Source organism: Desulfosarcina sp. BuS5, from assembly GCF_028752835.1.
GTDB lineage: Bacteria > Desulfobacterota > Desulfobacteria > Desulfobacterales > BuS5 > BuS5.
This window is the reverse complement of sequence record NZ_CP087952.1, coordinates 1,416,371-1,437,045: the sequence shown is the minus strand read 5'-3', so window position 1 is coordinate 1,437,045 and position 20,675 is coordinate 1,416,371. Positions and strand designations below refer to the sequence as shown.

Here is a 20,675-nt window from a genome sequence, read left to right as displayed (position 1 = left end):
TTATGTCCGATATGAATATTAAAGAGCAGGCTGAAAAGGTTATTGCAAAGACTTACGCCCGGTTCCCGATTGTAATAAAAAGGGGCAGCGGATGCACCCTGTGGGATGAAGATGGAAAATCCTATACGGATTTTGTTGCCGGCATTGCGGTCTGCAATCTTGGTCATGCTCATCCCGGTATAGCCAAAGCTCTTTGCGACCAGGCAAAGATATTATTTCATGTGTCAAACCTTTACTATACTCAACCCCAGGTGGAACTGGCGGCCTGGCTTGTGGAGCATAGTTTTGCCGACCGGGTATTTTTCTGCAACAGCGGTGCTGAAGCAAATGAAGCCGCATTCAAAATAGCCAGAAAATATTTTAAGGACAGAAATGAACCCGATCGTTTCCGAATAATAGCCATGGAAAAATCATTTCACGGACGAACCATGGCAACACTCTCCGCCACAGGCCAGGCAAAAATAAAAAAGGGATTTGATCCTACCTTGCAAGGTTTCGATTTTGTTCCATTCAACGATATTAAAGCGCTTCGTAAAAAGATTTCCAATAAGGTCTGTGCTGTGCTCATGGAACCTGTTCAGGGTGAAGGCGGTGTCAGATGCCCTGACCCGAAATACATGAAGGCTGTCAGGCGATTGTGTGATGAAACCGGCACCCTGCTGATTTTTGATGAAATCCAGACAGGAATAGGTCGCACAGGGAAATTGTTTGCATATGAGCATTTCGGTATTGAACCTGATGTTATGACACTTGCCAAAGCTCTTGCCAATGGTCTGCCTGCCGGAGCCATGCTGGCCAAAGAGCAGGTTGGAGAAGCATTCGGACCGGGATCGCATGCTTCAACATTCGGGGGAACACCTGTGGTGACGGCGGCTTCCCTGGAGACGCTAAGGACAATAGAAAAAGAGAATATTGTCGAATATTGCAGCTCAACAGGCGTATATTTTAAAAAACGTCTTTATGAGTTAAAAAACAGGTATGATTTTATTGAAGATGTGCGGGGTTTTGGCTTGCTGCTGGGGATGAAGGTCGGCATTGAAGGCAATTCAGTTGTCAACGAATGTATAAATAGGGGCTTTCTTATCAACTGCATCCAGGGGAAAATTTTGCGTTTCATACCACCGCTTATCATCAGCATTGAAGAGATCGATTCACTGGTTGATTGTCTTGATAAAATATTTGCAGGGCATCTATAGGTTTCTATAAAAAAATAATAAAATTTCAGCGTGAGGCTGTTTTGAAAAAAGATATATTGACACTTTTGGATCTGGATAAAGAAGATTATGAACATTTTTTTAAACGATCCATAGAACTTAAAAATAGATACAAAAAAGGAATTTCCGATTTTCCCCTGAAAGGGAAAACCCAGGCGCTTATTTTTGATAAACCATCTACCAGGACACGCATTTCATTTGAAACAGCCATGTCCCAGCTTGGCGGAACGACTATTTTCCTTAACGCCAATGAAACCCAAATGTCGAGAAATGAGCCTGCTAAAGATACCGCCCGGGTACTTTCCCGCTACTTGGACTGTCTTGTTATCAGAACCTACGGGCATGATCTGATAGAAAAATTTGCCGAATTTTCATCAATTCCGGTTGTAAATGCGCTTACCGATCTCTATCATCCCTGCCAGGTATTAAGTGATCTACAAACAATTATTGAACATAAGGGTGGATATGAGAATATAAAAATAGTCTGGCTCGGAGACGGCAACAATGTGGCGCATTCATGGATTAACGCGGCTGCCGTGCTTGGCCTCAACCTGGTGCTGGCATGCCCGGAAGGTTATTACCCTGATCAGGCTATCCTGGATAAGGCTGTTGCAAGACAAAACGGCAGCATAGAGATTCTCCCTGATCCTTTACAGGCCGTAAAACAGGCCGATGTAATTTATACGGATGTCTGGGCCAGCATGGGGCAGGAAGAAGATTTGCAGGCCAGAAAGAAAATATTTGAGAAGTTTCAGGTTAATAAAGAGCTTATATCAAACGCTGCCGATGATGTCATAGTAATGCACTGCCTTCCTGCGCACCGGGGTGAGGAGATCAGCGCCGATGTTCTGGAAGGGCCGAATTCGGTTGTATGGGATCAATCTGAAAACAAGCTGCATATGCATAAAGCCATCCTGGAAACGTTGATTTTGTCCTGATTGTACCTGATTATAGAAAAGGAGAATCTGATTTTGAGTGATAAAATTAAAAAAGTAGTTCTAGCTTATTCCGGAGGGCTGGATACTTCGGTAATATTAAAATGGCTGATTGAAACATACCAGTGTGAGGTAATTACTTTTTCAGCCGATATAGGTCAGGATGAAGAGCTGGATTATATTGAAGAAAAAGCAATGAAGACCGGAGCTTCAAAGGTTTATGTTGATGATCTGACGGAAATCTTTGTCTCTGATTATGTTTTCCCGGCTTTTCGCGCGAATGCAATATACGAAGGCACCTATCTTCTAGGAACATCCTTGGCAAGGCCGTTAATATCTAAGAGGCAGATGGAGATAGCTGCAATCGAAGGAGCGGACGCCGTAAGCCATGGCGCCACCGGCAAGGGCAATGACCAGGTACGGTTTGAACTTAGCTACCTGGCGCTTGATCCGTCGATCAAGATCGTAGCTCCCTGGAGGGAATGGGATCTTAATTCCCGTACGGCCCTGATGGACTTTGCAAAAAAACATGGTATCCCTATTACGGCAACAGTGGATAAACCATATAGTACAGACCGGAATTTGCTTCATATCAGCTTTGAAGGGGGAGTGCTTGAGGATCCCTGGAATGTGCCGCCTGGGGATATGTTTGTAATGTCTGTTTCCCCGCAGGATGCGCCTGATAAACCTGAAAGTATTGAAATCACCTTTGAACAGGGTAACCCGGTGGCAATTAACGGCAAAAAAAATTCCCCCGCAGCTTTGCTGAGAGAGCTGAACAGACTTGGCGGCAGAAACGGCATAGGCCGGGCGGATATAGTGGAAAACCGTTTTGTCGGAATGAAATCAAGGGGTGTTTATGAAACCCCCGGAGGCACAATATTGAGGGCGGCTCACATGGCTATAGAGTCTATAACCATGGACCGGGAAATTACGCATCTTCGAGATTCCCTGATACCTAAATACGCTGAACTTGTTTATAATGGATTCTGGTTTGCGCCTGAGATGAAATTAATGCAGAATATGATTGACGAAACCCAGCAAAATGTATCCGGAGTCGTGGCTCTTGATCTTTACAAGGGCAACTGTATTGTTCGCGGGCGAAAATCGGATAAATCACTTTATAGTGAAGACTTTGCCACTTTTGAAGATGAGACTGTCTTCAGCCAGAAGGATGCCGAAGGATTTATACGGCTTAACGCCCTGAGACTGCGTATTCAGAAGATGATGCATTCGTAGTTTTAGGTTGAAGGCTGAGACTGCGAATTTAGATTTATAAGGATAAATATGTCAGAGAAACTGTGGGACGGAAGGTTTTCCGAAACTACCGAGAAGTGCGTGGAAGCCTTTACCTCTTCGATAGATATAGATAAACGCCTATATGCTTATGATATTGAAGGGAGTATCGCACACTGCAAAATGCTTGCAAGGGTGTCTATTATTACCGAAGATGAGGCTTCTCTGATTATACAGGGCCTTGGCAAAATTAAAAGAGAGATAGAGAGGGGGGAGTTCCATTTTGAGGACAGCCTGGAAGATATACACATGCATATCGAAACCAGGCTGGTTCAGGAGGCCGGCAAAGCCGCTCAAAAACTCCATACCGCCAGAAGCCGCAATGATCAGGTAGCTCTTGATGTGCGAATGTTCCTCAGAGTTGAAACAATCGATATTATTAAAAATCTGACAGAGCTAAGAAAGGTGATCGTTGAATTTGCCAAAAAGCATTCGGATATTGTGCTGCCTGGATATACCCATCTGCAGCGGGCTCAGCCTGTTCTGCTGGCGCATCATTTCATGGCCTATTATGAAATGTTTTCAAGAGATGTTGAAAGGTTTCAATCATGCCTGAAGCGTATCAATGTCATGCCCCTGGGAAGCGCAGCTCTAGCCGGAACCACATACCCAATTGACAGGGAATATACTGCGGAACTTCTGAATTTTCCTGAAATATCTTTAAACAGTATTGATGCAGTTGCGGACAGGGACTTCATACTGGAATTTCTCTCTGCGGCAAGTATATGCATGGTGCATTTCAGCAGAATATCGGAAGAACTTATAATCTGGTCTTCATCCGAATTCGGGTTCGTTGAACTGTCTGATTCTTTTTCAACCGGAAGCAGTATCATGCCGCAGAAAAAAAATCCTGATGTTTGTGAACTCGTACGGGGTAAAACAGGACGTGTTTTTGGAGATTTGATCTCTGCTTTAACCATGATGAAATCCTTGCCGCTTGCCTATAATCGCGACATGCAGGAGGATAAGGAACCGATGTTTAATTCGGTTGATCTTTTGAAGTCGTGCATAGAAATATATGTGCGGATGCTTCCTAATATCGCTGTCAATAAGGAAAGAATGGAATCCGCAGTCTCATCAGGATTTCTGAATGCCACTGATCTGGCCGATTACCTTGCAGGACTGGGTATGCCGTTTCGCCAGGCCCACGCATGCGTTGGGAAGGCTGTAGGCTACGCGCTTGAAAAAGGCTGTGAGCTTCATGAATTGACATTAAAAGAGCTTAACAAATTTGCATCAATCATAAAAAATGATGTGTTCGATTTTCTTACAGTTGAGCAGGTGGTGGGTAGAAGATTATCACTGGGAGGAACAGCTCCTGCAAATGTAAATCAAGCTATTAAAAAAGCAGGGGAAGAGCTGGCTGACGGGGAAACGGGAAAACGGGAAAACGGAGAGAGGGATTGAAGGCGTTGTAGGGGCGCACACTTGTGATCGCCCTTCTAAAAACAAAACTGGGGAGCAGCAGTAAATCGTGAAAACTTGGAGTCTGTTTTTATTTGTTATTCTTTTTTTTACATTTCTGCAATCTTGCGGCAAAAAGGGGCCTCCGGTTCCTCCGAAGATTGCCACTCTTCCTGTGGTGAAGGATTTATCAAAGAACATTGAAGGCGATTTGCTGACCCTTACTTGGCCTATCCCCATGAAGAAAGGTAAAACAACACCTGAAGATCTGGCAGGATTTAAGGTCTTAAGGGCAAGGAAATTGTTAATAGACCCTGATTGTCAAGACTGTCCAGACAGATACAGGCTTGTTGCCGATATTCCTCTTCAGGGGAGGACCTCAAATAACCGGATAATATACCAGGAAAACCTTGGGTACGGATATAAATATAAATTTAAAGTTAAATTATATACGGATAAAGGCAATGATAGTGGGGACTCCAATATTGTTGAATTTTTAAGAGAATAATATGAACCATTTTGAATATATAAATAATGAACTTTATTGCGAAAATGTTCCGATTGCAAAGATAGCGGAAAAAGTCGGAACACCCTTTTATCTTTACAGTCATGCTACACTGAAACGTCATTTTTCGGTTTTTAAGGATGCCTTTAAAAAAATCGACAGTCTTGTATGTTATTCAGCCAAGGCAAACACAAACCTTGCAGTTTTAAAAATATTTGAGCAGGCAGGCAGTGGACTGGATATAGTTTCCGGGGGGGAGTTATTTCGCGGGCTCAAAGCAGGGTTCTCTCCTGACAGAATTGTATATTCCGGAGTTGGTAAACGGGCTGATGAGATCGACTATGCCTTGAAAACAGGTATCCTGATGTTCAATGTGGAATCGCTTGAGGAACTTGAACTAATAAATCAAAGAGCTGAAGCCTTAAATCTTAAAGCTCCTGTGGCTATAAGGGTCAATCCTGATGTGGATCCCAAAACGCACCCTTATATTTCAACAGGCTTGAAAAAAAATAAATTCGGTATAGATGTAAACTCTGCTCTTGAAGGATACAAATACGCTGTTGAAAAAAAGCATATTAACCTGATCGGCATAGATTGCCATATAGGATCTCAACTTACCGAGGTACGGCCTTTTGCAGATGCACTGGAAAACGTCAAAAAGTTGATATACAAATTAAAGGATATTGGTATAGCAATCACCCATCTGGATATAGGCGGCGGTCTGGGCATCACGTATGATGATGAAGTTCCGCCTCAGCCGGTAGAATATGCGGATGCGGTTATCAGTTCTATAAACGGCCTGGATGTAAAACTTGTACTGGAACCGGGCCGGGTTCTGGTAGGTAATGCAGGGATACTGATAGCAAAGGTTCTTTACAGAAAAAGAAATGATCTTAAAGAATTTGTTATTACAGACGCCGGCATGAACGATCTTTTGAGGCCCTCAATATACAAGGCCTTCCATGCTGTGGAGCCTGTCATAAGAAAAGGTACGGAAAAGATTACTGCGGATATTGTAGGCCCCATATGCGAAACAGGAGATTTTCTTGCTACTGATTGCCATATAGAGGATGTCAGGGGCGGAGACCTGCTGGCCGTGATGAGCGCCGGCGCTTATGGTTTTACGATGTCGTCCAATTACTGCTCCAGGGTCAGGATAGCCGAAGTTATGGTCAAGGATGCAGAATTTCAGGTTGTTAATCAGCGCCAGACTTATGAGGATCTTGTAAAGGGGGAGTCAATACCAGCATTTATATGATATCTTTCGACCTGTGCGGTTACATGTTGGATTGTGCAACACACGAAAAATAAAAGAATTATCACGAAAACACGAAAAGAAAGTCAGTAACTTGATTTCTATGCATTATTTCGTCCTCATATCTTTTTAAAGGAGGAAGCTGTACTGGCGGGCTCCATGAATAACACGGCGTATTTGACTGAATCAATGATATCTCTTCGCCGGTAAACTCTCGGCCACAAAATATTTGTCGCTTTATGATTTGCATGCCATATAGCTCCTGCTACCCTTCCATAACGAAAAAAACGTAGTCCAGTAAAAAATAATGCTGCCGGAATCTGCCTCATCACGCAGCCTTGTCATGAGTATTTTTTAAACAATCAGATAAGATAGCCATAGGCAACTGGATTATCTTGCCGGAAAGTAGAGTAAAGCCAATGCTGATAATGCTGAACCCTCTATTTGCAGCTATTTTAACTTGTTTTATAAGAGCCGCACCCCTATGATTTTATGCTTTTCGCCGAAGAAGAGCCTATGTTCTGAGTTTATATCCAGTTTTCAGCATGATTATACAAAGACAGCTTACCAGTAAGAAAAAAAAACCGGAAACCAAAAAACTCAGCAGTGAACATATTTCTGAAACACCAAGAAACCCAAATCTGAAGCCATCTATCAAATAAAAAAAAGGGTTAAAAAAAGATAACCTGCTCCAGAAAGGAGACAGGGATTTTATTGAAAAAAAGACTCCACTTAGAAAAGAAAGCGGCAGAATTATAAAATTCTGAAACGCTGCGATATGATCCCACTTAACTGCCCATATAGAAGCTATAAGCCCAAGCGCGCCCAGAACACCGCTTCCAATAACAGCAAAGCAGAATATAACCAAAATATTATTCACCGGCAGCACGGCAAAAAAACATGAAACTACCCACACCCCAATACCTACGAACAAACCTCTTACTATTGATGAAGCAATATATGCCAAAAAAAACTCAAAACTGGACAGTGGTGCAAGTAAAATAAAAGTAATACTCCCGTTTTGCTTGGACTGAAACAGACTGGATGAGCTGTTGGCAAAAGCATTTTGAAGTACTGCCATCATTATCAGGCCTGGAATAAAGAATTCAGTATATTCAATACCGCTGTAAATTTCCGGATGTTCTTTCATTACCGAAGCAAAAACAAGCATATAAAGCAGAGAAGTCACCACCGGAGCTAAAATAGTCTGAATTGAGACCTTCTTGTCCCCAGCAAATTTTATATTTAATAATTTGTATGGATAAAGTTCAAGCAATGCCCTGGTTTTGTCTATAGCAACAAGACGGCCTTTATCGAGTATGGCGATCTTTTGGCATAAGGATTCTGCTTCTTCAAGATAATGCGTGGTTAAAAGTATGGTGTGGCCTTCCCTGTGCAGTTTTTTGGTGAATTGCCATAAAACCTGGCGCAAACCAACATCAACCCCTGCAGTGGGTTCGTCCAGAACAATAACCTTTGGTTTATGTACAAGGGCCTGGGCAATAAGAACCCTTCTTTTCATGCCTCCGGAAAGCCGATGCAGATTTTCATTGGTTTTGTCGGTAAGATCAAGGGTTTCTATTAATTCATCAATCCATGGATAATTCTCAGTACCGTGTCCGAAATAACCGGACTGAAGGCGTAACATTTCACGCACCGTAAAAAATGAATCATAAATCAGTTCCTGTGGTACAACACCTATAGACTGTCTGGCTTTTTTCCAATTTGAGCGGACATTGTATCCCATTATATCAATAGAACCCCTGGTGGCGTGGGACAATCCGCTCATAATATTTATAAGTGTAGATTTCCCTGCGCCGTTTGGTCCTATCAAACCGAAATAGGTATTTTGATCTATGGTAAAGTTAATATCTTTAAGAGCCTGCAGTGCACCAAAATTTTTATATATATGTGAGATAATTACTGCATGTGTCATAATTATTATAACCTGTTTATTGCGTAGCGCAGATGTATAACCGCGTGTACAATCTTAAACAGTGTCCATCCACAAATGGTCTTTTTGCCCAATCTATGAGTTATGCTCAAAAAAACAATCCTTGGAATATCAGCCAGGTGCCTTCCTCACCCTGGCCTTGTAAAATTATTGATGTGACAATCTATAGCGTGCCCTAAGAAACAGAGACAATATCCTGGCTGGCGTGCGTTAAAACCTGAACACCGCCTTTTTCCATCACAAATGTATTCTCAATACCTATTGCGCCATCAGAAAAAACAAATTTGGGCTCAATGGCAAATGTCATGCCCGGCTCAAGTTTCATTTTAACCCCCTTTGCAAAAATAGGCCATTCATCAAGTTCAAGCCCTACTCCATGGCCAACAAACCTTACCCCTTCGCTTCCCATTCCCATAAAATGTCCGGCCAGGCCAAACCCTTCCGCAAGGCTGACAGCCTTTTCATAAAGTTCTCCGCACTCGACACCGGGCACCGCCATTTTAACAAGTTCATCCTGAATTGCCAGCGCAGCCATAAAAGCATCTTTCAAATCTGAAGAGATATTGCCGATTACAAACATCCTTGTTTCATCTGCTGTATAGCCGTCCACAACACAGGTATAGTCTATGTATATAGGCTCATTCAGGCCAATCTCCTTCCACCCCGCGCCATGGGGCAGATTCGCTGGTGTAAGTCCTGCCCCGCCAACAGGCCCGTCAAAGTATGTGGCTATGGCGCCATTTTTGCCGGAGGTAATATTCCCAAAGGAAAAATCCTGATTAAAGGCGCGCATCCTGCAATTTCCGCCATATCCCCGGCGTCGCATCCCTGCCTCAAAAAGACTTGCAAGCTCAACTTCAGTCATCCCCTGTCTCAGCATACAAGGCGTTTCCTTAAAGACAGCATCAATAACACCACATGCACCCCTTAACAGCCCTACTTCATAAGGAGATTTTATAAGTCTCAACTTTTTAATCAGGTCGGATACGTCCATTATCTCATAATCACTAAAAATCTTCTGATAAAAAAGGCAGTTATTATAAGGGATAACATCAAGTTCCATGCCGATAATACCTGATGTTTTAAAACCCGCTTTTTTTAAAACATCAGGTATTTTTCTAATGCTCCCAATATTAATAATATCTTTTATGGGCGATTCTTCCTTTGCCCTTTGAAAGCTCTTTCTTACCATTAATAAAGGCTCGCCTGAGGCCGGCACAAAAAGATGACTGCTCTGGGATGTACCGCTAAGATAAAAAAGATTTGTATGCTGGGTTATCAATGCTGCATCAAAACCAAGTTGGATCAAACCATCCTGGAATTTCACAATCCTTGCTTCAATTTCTACAGCTGGCGTATATTTTAATCCTGTCATATAATTTAACCCCTTTTTAAATATTTCCATCTCTTTAGATATTGAACTTTTATAAAACTGATAATGCTTAACCCCTCTATTTGCAACTATTTTAACTTGTTTCATAAGAGCCGCACCCTTTCTATTTAGGATCGGAGATTAAATAAACTGGACAAAGATTATGAAGGATTTTGGTTCATCTGCAAGGCGCATTAAAGGTTGAATACTCGAAGTATTCGGCCTTTAATGCAACACAGCAGATGGGCCAAAAGACAAATAATATTGTTCAAGTTATTTAATTTGCGATCCTTAGTGCAACTTTTTAAAGTATACCCTTTCAAACCCCAGGGCCACAACTACAAATTTCTGCAGCCTTAAGTTCCCATACTTTTGTTCAAGCTTTTTTCCATACTCTTGCACCTGCTTTGCACCATCCTTTATCCGGTTTGTAATTTCAGGAATCAGCCTTAATTCATCGTCAGACAGTTTTCGTGCCTTATCAGCGCTCATTCCTGCATCCTTTAACTTTACAAACTTGAATTCGATCAAAACATCAAATACTTTGCCGTATCTTTTATCCGGCCTGATGATCATGACAAGATCTGCATATCTGCGATCAATTTCAGTTTCAGAATCCATGATGTAGATAATATCATTTTAAACCCGCACAGATCATTAAACTCAGGCTCAAAATAAATATTCTGTGCAATATTATACCCGCTTGTAATATCGCTCATAACAACAGGTAAAACACCTGTTATAAAAACACGGTCAAACATGGAACCGGAAGTTTCGGAAGATTTCGGCCGGATTGATTGCCCGTAATAATAGCAGGGTGGGCAATGCCCACCCTGCATGGTTAATCATCAGTAGTTTGAGCAAGTTTTCGTAACTTTTTGAGATTACTTCTGTGACGTTTGCCGTCCAGCATGCGCCTTTTTGATGATACTGAAGGTTTTGTCTTTCTCCGAATTTTCGGTTCTTTCAGGGCTTCCCTGATCAACCCGGTCAAACGATTGATTGCGTCCTGACGATTCAGAGCCTGCGTGCGAAACCGCTCCGCTTTAATGATAAGAATACCGTCCTCTTTAAAATTAAACGGGCTTCGGATATAATGGTGCTCAGGCGGGCTTTGCCCGCAACCCAACTTAGGGTTCGCCCAAAAATAAGTTCGCAATTTTAAGTGTTGAGGCGCCTGCCTGGCAAGGCGCGAAAACGTAGGAATATCAAAATATTTCTACGCTTTCGTAACGCAGTCAGGCAGGATACATCGACGCTTAAAATGTAAAGTTATTTTTGGGCGAGCCCTTAGGGCGTGTCGCAATTGAAAACAAAGGTAAATCAAAATGGCAAAATACAATCCGGACATCCACCGCCGCCGATCCATTCGGTTGAAAGGATATAATTATCCCCAACCGGGATTGTATTTTATCACCATTTGTACCCAAAACCGATCAAAATTATCAGGTGATATTGAATGACGCGCGAATGATGGTCCATCGGATTTGGAACGAAATAACGAATGATTTCCACAATATTCAATTGCATAAATTTGTCATTATATCAAACCATATTCACGGAATCATTGAAATAACCGTAGGGGCGGATATGAAATCCGCCCCTACGTAGGTAAAAATTTCAATTATGGCTTGGTGCTCTGTGCTGTTTTGGTTACACTCCCTGGTTTCCACGCTGGAGCATGGGAACGAAAAAGCAAAAATTGTTAAAAGTGTAATCTATTTTTAATAATATGCTTTAATATCACAAAATTTTACCCCGAAATTTAAACAGGATACCTTGATAGGTTCTAAAATTTTTCCGCAACTTGCACAAAATATTGTACAATTTAAAATAAATTTGGTATATATTAAATAATGCAAATAAGGAGGGTATTATGCGAGTTGTCAATTTTAGTGAAGCCAGAAACAATTTAAAATCCGTTTTAGATCAAGTCGTTGATGATGCTAACTACACTATAATCACTCGGCGGGATTCAGAAAATGCGGTGGTAATGTCCTTAGACACCTTCAATAGTTATATGGAGACATTCCATCTTCTCAGATCGCCTGCTAATGCTGCTCATCTATCAAAATCAATTGAACAATATAAAAATGGAAAAGTTCAAGAAAAGGAATTGATAGTTGAGTAGGATACTTGCTTGGACTGATGAAGCATGGCAAGGATATCTCTATTGGCAATCGCAAGATAGAAAAACACTTAAGCGAATTAATAAACTGATTGAAGATACGAAAAGAGAACCTTTTGTGGGAATAGGAAAACCTGAACCATTGCGTGAAAATTTGTCTGGGTTTTGGTCTCGTCGAATAGATGACACAAATCGTTTAGTATATGCTGTCAATGACAATTTTATCGCTATTATTTCATGTAGATATCACTATTAAACCAAACTTGAAAAAATCGAACAAGCTGCTGGAAGGGGGACAAAAAAAAATACAATTTTACCTTGGAATGAGATAGTACAAGATATCCGATTGATAATGGAAAAAAATATATCATCCAGTTTTTCCTGCAAACTTGTTTGGTTCCGGCTTGTCCGGGTTAGGTGATGCAATTATTGCTGCTACGGCATTAATACACAATTTAAAATTGGCTACTGCTAATATTAAAAATTTCAAGTGGATTGAAAATTTGGGAATTATCAATCCACTTGAAAAGGAAACGGGCTTTTGTGGATATAATGGTGCCAAGGCGGACTTTACCCGCAACCTAACTCAGGGCGTGCCGCAATGGAAAACAAAGGTAAATCAAAATGGCAAAATACAATCCGGACATCCACCGCCGCCGATCCATTCGCTTGAAAGGATATGATTATTCCCAACCGGGATTGTATTTTATCACCATTTGTACTCAAAACCGATCAAAAATATTAGGTGATATTGAATGACGCGGGAATGATGGTCCATCGGATTTGGAACGAAATACCGAATGATTTCCACAATATTCAATGGCATAAATTTGTCATTATACCAAACCATATTCACGAACGTAGGGGCGGATTCCATATCCGCCCTGTCCATATCCGCTCCGCCCCATCCATATCCGCCAAAATGATACAAGGGCAGAAATGGATTCTGCCCCTACCCCAGCAATACCCGAAATTATGCAACTCTTAAATCAAACATTTGTGAGAACCATATCCCCATTTTTAACTACAAACTTTAAACGAAGCAATTCGTAAGGTGGGCATTGCCCACCATTAATGGCAATTACCGCAAATCAGGTAAAACGGTGGGCAGTGCCCACCCTACAATGTAACTCCCTCTTAATCCGGTAGCTGTGTTTTCGACAAAATTATCATTTTGAAGATTTGTTGACAGCTTCTATGAGTGTTACATTTATTATATATGTATGTAACAAAATATATAACAATTGTGAAGTTTATTACATATTTTTCATAAACCGAACTTTCTGTTTTTCGATAACCTGTTGATAAATAAACAAATAATATTTTTTATTAATTTGGCATAATTATTGCATCTTTTATTAAATTTAAAAATTAATGCCGCTTTAAAGCATTCAATTTTATCCATTCCTTAAATTACATTTATTTTAAATTTTTCTTGTTCTCAAACTCAAGTTTAAGAACAGACTTGAACTTGAAGCTCCAGCTTCAAGTTCTGTTTCGGGAAGCCGGAGTTTCCAACGCAATTATGTTCCCAGGCCGGAGCCTGGAAACGAGAAATAAAAATTTATTTTACCGGGGGGGCAGAGCTTTTCCATTAATAAAGCAAAGGAGATTAATGATGAAATTTAAAAGAATTATTATCGTATCAATGTTTTTAATGCTGATGATTCCAGGGGTTTCCCTGGCGGCTTCTTTCCTGGAAGAAGAAGCAGGGATTTCAGCTTATACACATGTAGCCGCGGTTGATTTGGATCTTGCCGCGACAGCTTATAAAAACATTGAAATAAAAACGGCAACATATATTATCGGCTCAGTCAGCCTGGCGGATTATAATGAAACCTATGATGTGCATGTATATCTTGACACAACCGGGGGCATGATTGCCTATTATTGAAATACTGAACCGGCAACCAAAATTATTGACTGGAGGCATTATTCAGGCGGCCACCTTTCGCTTTCAGGATCGAACCTTGAGGATGCTTTAAGCAAAATATGTGATGCAATGTCTGTCAGCCCTGGAGATGTCAACTATTATGATTACCGGGTTCCAAATGCAAAACTGATTAAAATTATTTCCGATGAAGGGAGTAATGTGCCCGAAACATTCAGGATCAATATCCCAGGCGATTATACCATACATAAAGCAATGTGGTCGCTTTATCATTTTACTAATAATTCTTCTTACAACGCAACCTCCAATCTTAAAATTGATGGGGTGGAGCTTGGTGATTTAAGTTTCGCTGGCGGTTGGCGTATTGCAGATGGTGAGATCAATTTTTCCCTGCTTACCCCGGATATGTATCACAAAATATCAGTATATAAGAATAGGTATACAGCATATGCAGCCGTAGTATTATTTTACACTGAACCGGAATAAAGGGAATTTGGGTTATGGGGACCAGGCTTTTAAGCATTATTGGTGTAATTTGTCTTTTGATCGGATTTGCATCAACCGCAAACGCAGAAATCATAGTTTCCAGGTAGGAGCATCGGTTACCCGACGCCCCCCCTACAGACCCGTACGTGAAGATTTCCCTCATACGGTTCCTCGGTTCAAATCCTTTTTACCGGATTATCAACCAAACAGGCGACACCCCGTTTGGCGTATAACTTTGCAGCCCTTACGGCATCAAATATTATGGACTATTCTGGGTAATGGCAGTGGGTATGTTGTGCGCAAGTCCTCGAACATTACTTCGCCCTTGTGACTTCTTCGGCTTAACCATCGACGCCATGCTTTCTCAGTATATTCAAACACAACTTCCAGCACTTTGTAGTTACTTATTACTCCAAAGTACTGGTAAAAACCTCGCAGTTTACTGCAAAGAATCTCATACTGCTCGGCCATTGGCTTATGACGGTTATCCTTGCACCATATCCATATTCTCTTCATAAAACGGCTTGAACGCTTTCTTGCCGTCTTTTTCTTTATTACCATGTACCCTTTTAATGATTTTGACCAGTAAAATGTAAACCCTAAAAAATCAAACGTCCCGTTTCCCTTTCCGCTAATGCGTTTGGAAAATCGAATCAGTTTTGTCTTTTCCGGGTGAAGTGACAGCTCGAACTGTTCGAACCGCCTGGGTAATACATCCATGACACGCAATGCGTCTTTTTCATACTCGAACCCGAGGATGAAATCATCCGCCCAGCGTATGATGGAGCATCTCCCTTTCATCCGGGGGATCACTTCTTTCACGTACCAGTCATCTAAAACATAATGAAGAAAGATATTACTGAGCACAGGGGAAATTACTCCTCCCTGTGGAGTGCCCGTTTCAGAGTACGTCAGGTTGCCTTCCTCCATTACGCCTGCATTCAACCACTTCCCTATCAGGCGAATCATTCCGCCGTCACTTACTCTCCGACGTATCATGTCTTTAAGTAACTCGTGATTAATATTGTCAAATAGTCCTGTAATATCTGCGCTTACTATCCAGCTGATATTCTGCTTCAAGCATTGCTCACGTAAATCTTTGATTGCCATGTGTTGGCTCCGACCTTTTCTGAATGCATGGGAAAAATTGTAAAAATTCCTGTCAAATATGACATTCAATATGGCTGCTGCTGCTTTCTGGACAATTTTATCCTCAAGTACAGGTATGCCAATTGGACGCTTTTTCCCTCCTTCCTTGTCTATCCAGATACGCTTTACAGGAGACGCAACGTACTGTCCTCTCCGCAGTCGTTCATACAGATTATAGAGGTTTTGATCAAGATTTTCGGCATACTCCTTTGCCGTAACCTTGTCCACTCCTGCAGATTTGCTTTTCCGAATTTTACGAAAGGATTGTTTCAGTAAATCAAAGTCTATCCGATGGACTACTGATGTAAATACCAGTTCAGGATTACTTTGAGCAAGCAGCTCGATTTTGATAAGGGATGACCCACCTGTTAACACCGGTGGTTGTCCCCATTCTATCGGTCTGGAATTGCAAGCGACCGTTCTTGCAATTTCTCGGCTTTTTGTTGATATGGTTTGTGACATCTGTGTATCTCCCATAATTCCTGCCAAAAAAACGTTATACCCTGCTTCACCTTCCCTGCAGTGGGTCGCTTGGGCATCACTTCCCCACCTTTCCGATCAAGATAGTTCAATTCTTAATCATCGGTACTATGATCTGCTAAGACTTCCGAATGTTTATCTCAGGTTCGTTCGCTCTTCGCTATCCTCCCCTGATACCTTGTATCGCCCATCTTTTAATGTTTGTGTTTCTGCCAATGGCAGACTCGTTGCAAGGCGGGACATTCCTATGCAACGCCGGGATTTCGCTTGCGCTGGATTTCCTGTTACCGTTCTTTTTACCCAAGGAAACATCCGGGTCTCCCAAGTTCCCGAGCTACCCCTTTGAGTACATGCCCTGGTCTAAGACCCCGGTGGTGTCCTGAATACTTGCCTTAGCATATTCAGGACTGCTGCCTTCCGCTGTCTCCAAAGCGTCGGCTTTTTCCTGCAAGCAGGATTATCACAATGACCACAACCATACATTTTTCGGGGCTCAATACAGAGCCTGCAATCTTGCTCCGTCCAGCTCCAGACTCCCGTTACCGGGTTTACCTGTGGACTTCGCTACTGACCTGCTGGTTAGTCTTTAGTCAGGTGGGACTATCTTAACATCAATGCCAGAGCAAGCCCTGCAGAGATGAAGGAAACAAACCGTTTCCCGAGCACCCACTTGGTAACAATATCGAGTTTCAAAGACCTTGTGTCTTATCCCAACGATTCGGATTTATCTTGGCACGAGGAGGGATATTGGTGTGTACTGTGATGTTAATGAAAGGATTAACGGGCTTGCAGGTGCGTTGAGCAAGATCAGCCAAACGGGTGTTGTAACCTTCTCGGCATCGAGCACGGAAGGCTATTCCCTTGAAAATAAAAAATGGGACGGCGGGGTTTTTACTCATTGCCTGATCAATGGGCTCAAAGGCGCGGCAAACAAAAACGGTGATGAATGGGTAGATATAAACGAAATAGATAACTATTTGAGAAAAAAGATCATGGTATTAACCGGGGGAAAACAGAAACCCAAAATGAATAATAGATTAAGTGGAGAAACACCGCTTTCCAAGGTGAGATAATGGAGTTTATGAGGCAGGCAGGAGGTGGAAGATTCTTATTCCCACGGTTCTCCGTGGAATTGAGGGAAAAACAACTTGTTGCATAACATTGCGTGTTATAAAATCAGCTAAAATAAGTTTGGCAGAGACATTGGAGTCTCTTTGCGCTAATAACTGAAAAAATGAAAATACTGCAGGAGGAATAATGCTCAATATTGATATTGAACAAGCTAAAAACAGTTTTTCGGCTCTTATTGAACAAACTATCGAAGGAAATGAAATTATAATAACAAAACAAGGTCAACCAGTTGTAAAATTGATTGCACTTATGAAAAAGCATAAAAAAAAGCGTTTGTTCGGAAGCGCAAAAGGTTTAATAAAAATGGCCGCCGACTTTGATAAAACACCTGAAGATTTCCGGGATTACATTTAATGCGCGCAATACTTGATACAAAAGTGCCTTTCTGTGGTTTATCGGAGGCAATAAAAAATTAAGCAACGAAGCCAGAAAATTTATAGAGAGTTTTGAAAATGAGCTTGTTATGAGTGTGGCAAGCTTATGGGAAACAGCAATTAAAATCAGTATAGGCAAACTTGAATTCTACAAATGTTTTGAAGTGCTTATTTCTGAAAAAATTGAAGAAAACGAAATTGATATTCTTCAAATAAATCTAAAGCATTTTTCTGAAATGATGAAACTTCCATTTCATCACAGGGATCCGTTTGACAGACTTATTATTGCGCAGGGAATTTCCGAAAGAATTCCTATTATTACCTGCGATTATGCTTTTAAAATTTATCCTGTTGATATTATATGGTAAATAAAATTTCCCCAATTCATCCCGGCGAGGTTCTTTTTGAAGATTTTCTCAAACCGATGAATATAAGCCAAAATCAGCTTGCCGGAGACCTTGCCGTCTCTACGCGCCGTATAAACGAAATAGTCAATTGTAAAAGAAGCATAACCGCGGATACGGCTCTTCGTCTTGCGGCCTGTTTTGGCAATTCCCCATCATTCTGGCCCGGGCTCCAAATGGAATATGATCTTGATGCAGCAGAAGATGCGCTCTCCTCGAAAATCAAAAAGGTAGTCCGGCGTCAAGCTTCGGCATAAGAACGTATAAGGCAGAACTTTAAAACATGCATTATCATGCAGGACAGTGGGAACGAGTGGAAAAATTTCTATAAAACATGAAACCAATACACAAAATCATAATTGCCGCCCTGACCTTGTTTGCAGCGATTTTTATCCCTCTTGCAGCCATGGCCGGAGAACCAAAGTGGCAAAACGTGCCTGAAATAATCAGGACCCGGTCCGGCACGGCGCAAAAAGGAAATTTTTTATTTGCCACCGCTACGGCCGGCGCGGAAAATATCCGGGCAGACAAGGCCCATGAAATCGCCCGCAAAAAATCTTTTCTGCGCGCGCTTCAAATGATTCAGATTGCCTCATCCTGCAAAGACCTGATTGCAGATCTTAAACCTGATGAGCAGCTTCAGTTTATTCAAATTTTTGCCCCGTTTGCGGCCGATGACCATATCAAAGGCATCACCGTCATCCGTCAATGGGAAAAAAAGCGTATTCATTACACGACGCTTGCGGCGCCCCTTGCGGAGGTCAGCAATATAAAATGTAAATTCCCCGATTTATCCTCGGCAATTTTTAGCTATATCGTGATTGACAATCCTTCAATTTCCGGTCTTGCCTTTTGCCTGCGTCACGTGCCGGAGCATTCCTCTTTAAATAATAAAATTAAAAACCGTATAACAAAGTGGTTTAAAGATAATGATCAAAAAGAGTTTGCCCTTTGTACAACGGAAAATGGTTTGCAGGACGGCGGCTGTTTTAAAAACGCGCTTGAACGGAAAGCTGCATATTTAAAAGCTTTGAGCTGCCCGGAAGCCGAGGTTTATCAGTTTATATTATCTCAATACACTGCCCCGCCTGATACTGAATACTACGCATGGTCGGAAATATGGCCTTTGGCGTGGAAAAGCGAGATGAAACGTCTTAAAGACAATCCTGTGTCAAATCTGATTGTCGCAAGCTTTGGGCATGCAGTAACAGGAAAGCCCGCTCCGCCGGCCGCTGAATACATCCAGGCTGTAAACCTGTTTAACCGGGCAAAGACGGACGAAGATGTCGGCAGGGTGATTGATCTGCTGTTTTTGGCATGTGAAAAACAACCTTTATCACCTGAAACATATAATTTAATCGGGGCCTGTTATCGGCATCTAAGAAAATATGAAACAGCGCTTCCGTTTTTGCGGCAGGCGCTTAATCTTGAACCGGAATACGATTTTGCGCTGGTAAATCTGGGATTATGCTGCGGGAAACTGGGTTTGATGCGGGCGGCAGAGTATTATTTTGGGCAGGATGCTGTGAAAAATAGTGGGAATGATTGGGTGCGGGGATGCCGTGAAAAATTTAATCACGAAAACACGAAAGTACGAAAGAACGAAAAAGGGCAAGGGCAAAAGGGAAATAATTATGGGGTATGATTTTGAAGGATTAAGTGAAAAAATAATTGGCGCTGCAATTGCTGTGCATAAAGAGCCTGGACCCGGCTTTTTAGAAAGTATTTATCAAAAATTTACAAACTGAATAATTGTTTGATATTGTTAACTTTGGTGGATTCGTCGCTTTGTTTAATCCACCGGCATTGCAGTCCCAAAGAGATCAAATCTTCTTGACACACAATTTAATTATAGCTACCATAGCAACAAAGTGGCTACAAATATGTAGAGGTGAACGTTATGAAAACAGCAGGGATAAAAGAGCTTAAGAACCGGTTGAGTTCTTACCTCACCCTTGTTAAAAAAGGTGAAGAGGTGCTGATTACCGACAGGGGCAAACCGATTGCGCGTATAATTCCCGAAGATACCCAAAAGACCTCCTTGAGACGAGCGCTTCAGCCTCTGATAATGGAAGGCCTGGTAAATTTACCTGCAGACCGGATCGATAGAGACATCTCCATCCCTGTCGAACTTCCGGGAAAACAGGTCTCAGAAATGGTCAGTGAGGATCGGCGATGATTCTCTATCTTGACACAAGCGCTATAGTTAAAAAATATTTCAACGAACAAGGTTCCGCAGAGGTAATACGTTTGTGGAAAAAAACAAGTTCAATTATAACTTCCACTGCAGCCTATGCGGAAACACTGGCCGCCATCCATAGAAAAAAAAGGGAAACGGCTGATATTGATCAATCCATTTTCAAAGCAATCCGAATAGCGTTTGAAAAGGACTGGAAAAGTTTCATTCATGTCGATGTGACAAGCGCTCTAAACAAAACCATTAAAAGAGTGATAGCCACGCATCCACTTAAAGGATTTGATGCCATCCATCTCGCCTCGGCATTAATTGTGCGGGAAAGAATTGACGAAGAATTTGTTTTTGCATGTTACGACAAAAGCCTGAACAAATCAGCCGGAAAAGAGGGTCTGATAACGTTACCATAAGCGCCCTGTCGCAACAGGGGTAAATTATTCTGCGATTTGCTTTGGCGTGAGATGTTTTGGCGGCTTAAGCGAATCGAATCCACCGCAGGCGCT

General features: G+C 41.8%; 25 protein-coding genes. 19 read left to right on the top strand and 6 right to left on the bottom strand.

Annotated features, from left to right (window positions below):
• Positions 1 to 2 precede the first annotated feature (2 nt).
• From BuS5_RS07160 to lysA, 6 genes are all read left to right on the top strand, one after another.
• Positions 3 to 1,196, top strand: a complete 1,194-nt coding sequence (locus BuS5_RS07160; RefSeq protein ID WP_027354361.1) for an aspartate aminotransferase family protein — start codon at positions 3 to 5, stop codon at positions 1,194 to 1,196.
• Positions 1,197 to 1,237: 41 nt separating this feature from the next.
• A complete protein-coding gene (gene argF, locus BuS5_RS07155; protein ID WP_027354362.1) occupies positions 1,238 to 2,152 on the top strand; it encodes an ornithine carbamoyltransferase in 915 nt (304 codons plus the stop codon).
• Between the two features lie 33 nt (positions 2,153 to 2,185).
• The gene (locus BuS5_RS07150; protein WP_027354363.1) at positions 2,186 to 3,388 is read left to right on the top strand and encodes an argininosuccinate synthase; all 1,203 of its coding nucleotides are present in this window, start codon (positions 2,186 to 2,188) and stop codon (positions 3,386 to 3,388) included.
• Between the two features lie 48 nt (positions 3,389 to 3,436).
• The gene (gene argH / locus BuS5_RS07145) at positions 3,437 to 4,852 is read left to right on the top strand and encodes an argininosuccinate lyase (protein ID WP_051374902.1); all 1,416 of its coding nucleotides are present in this window, start codon (positions 3,437 to 3,439) and stop codon (positions 4,850 to 4,852) included.
• 235 nt (positions 4,853 to 5,087) lie between these two features.
• A complete protein-coding gene (locus tag BuS5_RS07140; RefSeq protein ID WP_157487424.1) occupies positions 5,088 to 5,357 on the top strand; it encodes a hypothetical protein in 270 nt (89 codons plus the stop codon).
• A gap of 1 nt (position 5,358) precedes the next feature.
• Positions 5,359 to 6,612, top strand: a complete 1,254-nt coding sequence (lysA, locus tag BuS5_RS07135) for a diaminopimelate decarboxylase (protein ID WP_027354365.1) — start codon at positions 5,359 to 5,361, stop codon at positions 6,610 to 6,612.
• Between the two features lie 511 nt (positions 6,613 to 7,123).
• Here lysA and BuS5_RS07130 read toward each other — a convergent pair.
• The 5 genes from BuS5_RS07130 to BuS5_RS07110 all read right to left on the bottom strand — a co-directional run bounded on the left by BuS5_RS07130 (position 7,124) and on the right by BuS5_RS07110 (position 11,064).
• Positions 7,124 to 8,545, bottom strand: coding sequence for an ATP-binding cassette domain-containing protein (locus BuS5_RS07130; protein WP_084446077.1), 1,422 nt, complete (start codon positions 8,543 to 8,545; stop codon positions 7,124 to 7,126).
• 193 nt (positions 8,546 to 8,738) lie between these two features.
• The gene (locus BuS5_RS07125; protein ID WP_232223083.1) at positions 8,739 to 10,043 is read right to left on the bottom strand and encodes a M24 family metallopeptidase; all 1,305 of its coding nucleotides are present in this window, start codon (positions 10,041 to 10,043) and stop codon (positions 8,739 to 8,741) included.
• Positions 10,044 to 10,226: 183 nt separating this feature from the next.
• Positions 10,227 to 10,556, bottom strand: a complete 330-nt coding sequence (locus tag BuS5_RS07120) for a hypothetical protein (protein ID WP_084446082.1) — start codon at positions 10,554 to 10,556, stop codon at positions 10,227 to 10,229.
• Positions 10,508 to 10,774: an AAA family ATPase gene (locus tag BuS5_RS07115; protein ID WP_274428121.1), complete on the bottom strand. Its 267-nt coding sequence runs from the start codon at positions 10,772 to 10,774 to the stop codon at positions 10,508 to 10,510. Before BuS5_RS07115 ends, BuS5_RS07120 begins: the two co-directional genes overlap by 49 nt.
• A 2-nt stretch (positions 10,775 to 10,776) precedes the next feature.
• A complete protein-coding gene (locus tag BuS5_RS07110) occupies positions 10,777 to 11,064 on the bottom strand; it encodes a hypothetical protein (protein ID WP_198012277.1) in 288 nt (95 codons plus the stop codon).
• 747 nt (positions 11,065 to 11,811) lie between these two features.
• Here BuS5_RS07110 and BuS5_RS07105 point away from each other — a divergent pair.
• The 5 genes from BuS5_RS07105 to BuS5_RS07085 all read left to right on the top strand — a co-directional run bounded on the left by BuS5_RS07105 (position 11,812) and on the right by BuS5_RS07085 (position 14,440).
• Positions 11,812 to 12,066 carry a type II toxin-antitoxin system Phd/YefM family antitoxin gene (locus BuS5_RS07105; protein WP_027354371.1) on the top strand — a complete coding sequence of 85 codons (255 nt, stop codon included), beginning with the start codon at positions 11,812 to 11,814 and terminating at the stop codon, positions 12,064 to 12,066.
• The gene (locus BuS5_RS07100; protein ID WP_027354372.1) at positions 12,059 to 12,319 is read left to right on the top strand and encodes a Txe/YoeB family addiction module toxin; all 261 of its coding nucleotides are present in this window, start codon (positions 12,059 to 12,061) and stop codon (positions 12,317 to 12,319) included. Before BuS5_RS07105 ends, BuS5_RS07100 begins: the two co-directional genes overlap by 8 nt.
• 133 nt (positions 12,320 to 12,452) lie before the next feature.
• Positions 12,453 to 12,746: a hypothetical protein gene (locus tag BuS5_RS07095; protein ID WP_027354373.1), complete on the top strand. Its 294-nt coding sequence runs from the start codon at positions 12,453 to 12,455 to the stop codon at positions 12,744 to 12,746.
• A 932-nt stretch (positions 12,747 to 13,678) separates the two neighbouring features.
• Positions 13,679 to 13,957, top strand: a complete 279-nt coding sequence (locus tag BuS5_RS07090) for a hypothetical protein (RefSeq protein ID WP_157487425.1) — start codon at positions 13,679 to 13,681, stop codon at positions 13,955 to 13,957.
• 108 nt (positions 13,958 to 14,065) lie between these two features.
• Positions 14,066 to 14,440 carry a hypothetical protein gene (locus tag BuS5_RS07085; protein WP_027354376.1) on the top strand — a complete coding sequence of 125 codons (375 nt, stop codon included), beginning with the start codon at positions 14,066 to 14,068 and terminating at the stop codon, positions 14,438 to 14,440.
• Positions 14,441 to 14,692: 252 nt separating this feature from the next.
• On the opposite strand, the gene ltrA is transcribed toward BuS5_RS07085, so the two are convergent.
• Complete coding sequence (gene ltrA, locus BuS5_RS07080; RefSeq protein ID WP_036019348.1) at positions 14,693 to 16,066, bottom strand: group II intron reverse transcriptase/maturase; 1,374 nt, start codon at positions 16,064 to 16,066, stop codon at positions 14,693 to 14,695.
• Positions 16,067 to 16,821: 755 nt separating this feature from the next.
• On the opposite strand from ltrA, the gene BuS5_RS07075 reads away from it, so the two are divergent.
• The 8 genes from BuS5_RS07075 to BuS5_RS07040 all read left to right on the top strand — a co-directional run bounded on the left by BuS5_RS07075 (position 16,822) and on the right by BuS5_RS07040 (position 20,582).
• Complete coding sequence (locus tag BuS5_RS07075) at positions 16,822 to 17,142, top strand: hypothetical protein (protein ID WP_027353189.1); 321 nt, start codon at positions 16,822 to 16,824, stop codon at positions 17,140 to 17,142.
• Positions 17,143 to 17,326: 184 nt separating this feature from the next.
• Complete coding sequence (locus BuS5_RS07070) at positions 17,327 to 17,554, top strand: type II toxin-antitoxin system Phd/YefM family antitoxin (protein ID WP_027353188.1); 228 nt, start codon at positions 17,327 to 17,329, stop codon at positions 17,552 to 17,554.
• 31 nt (positions 17,555 to 17,585) lie between these two features.
• Positions 17,586 to 17,942: a type II toxin-antitoxin system VapC family toxin gene (locus tag BuS5_RS07065; RefSeq protein WP_027353187.1), complete on the top strand. Its 357-nt coding sequence runs from the start codon at positions 17,586 to 17,588 to the stop codon at positions 17,940 to 17,942.
• Positions 17,936 to 18,235, top strand: coding sequence for a HigA family addiction module antitoxin (locus BuS5_RS07060; RefSeq protein ID WP_027353186.1), 300 nt, complete (start codon positions 17,936 to 17,938; stop codon positions 18,233 to 18,235). The genes BuS5_RS07065 and BuS5_RS07060 overlap by 7 nt, the downstream gene beginning before the upstream one ends.
• 77 nt (positions 18,236 to 18,312) lie before the next feature.
• Complete coding sequence (locus BuS5_RS07055; protein WP_027353185.1) at positions 18,313 to 19,623, top strand: tetratricopeptide repeat protein; 1,311 nt, start codon at positions 18,313 to 18,315, stop codon at positions 19,621 to 19,623.
• Positions 19,613 to 19,726 carry a GxxExxY protein gene (locus tag BuS5_RS07050; protein ID WP_157487324.1) on the top strand — a complete coding sequence of 38 codons (114 nt, stop codon included), beginning with the start codon at positions 19,613 to 19,615 and terminating at the stop codon, positions 19,724 to 19,726. Before BuS5_RS07055 ends, BuS5_RS07050 begins: the two co-directional genes overlap by 11 nt.
• Positions 19,727 to 19,878: 152 nt before the next feature.
• The gene (locus BuS5_RS07045; protein WP_027353184.1) at positions 19,879 to 20,157 is read left to right on the top strand and encodes a type II toxin-antitoxin system Phd/YefM family antitoxin; all 279 of its coding nucleotides are present in this window, start codon (positions 19,879 to 19,881) and stop codon (positions 20,155 to 20,157) included.
• Entirely contained in the window at positions 20,154 to 20,582 is a 429-nt protein-coding gene (locus BuS5_RS07040; RefSeq protein WP_051374606.1) for a type II toxin-antitoxin system VapC family toxin, read from the top strand. The genes BuS5_RS07045 and BuS5_RS07040 overlap by 4 nt, the downstream gene beginning before the upstream one ends.
• Positions 20,583 to 20,675: the final 93 nt, after the last annotated feature.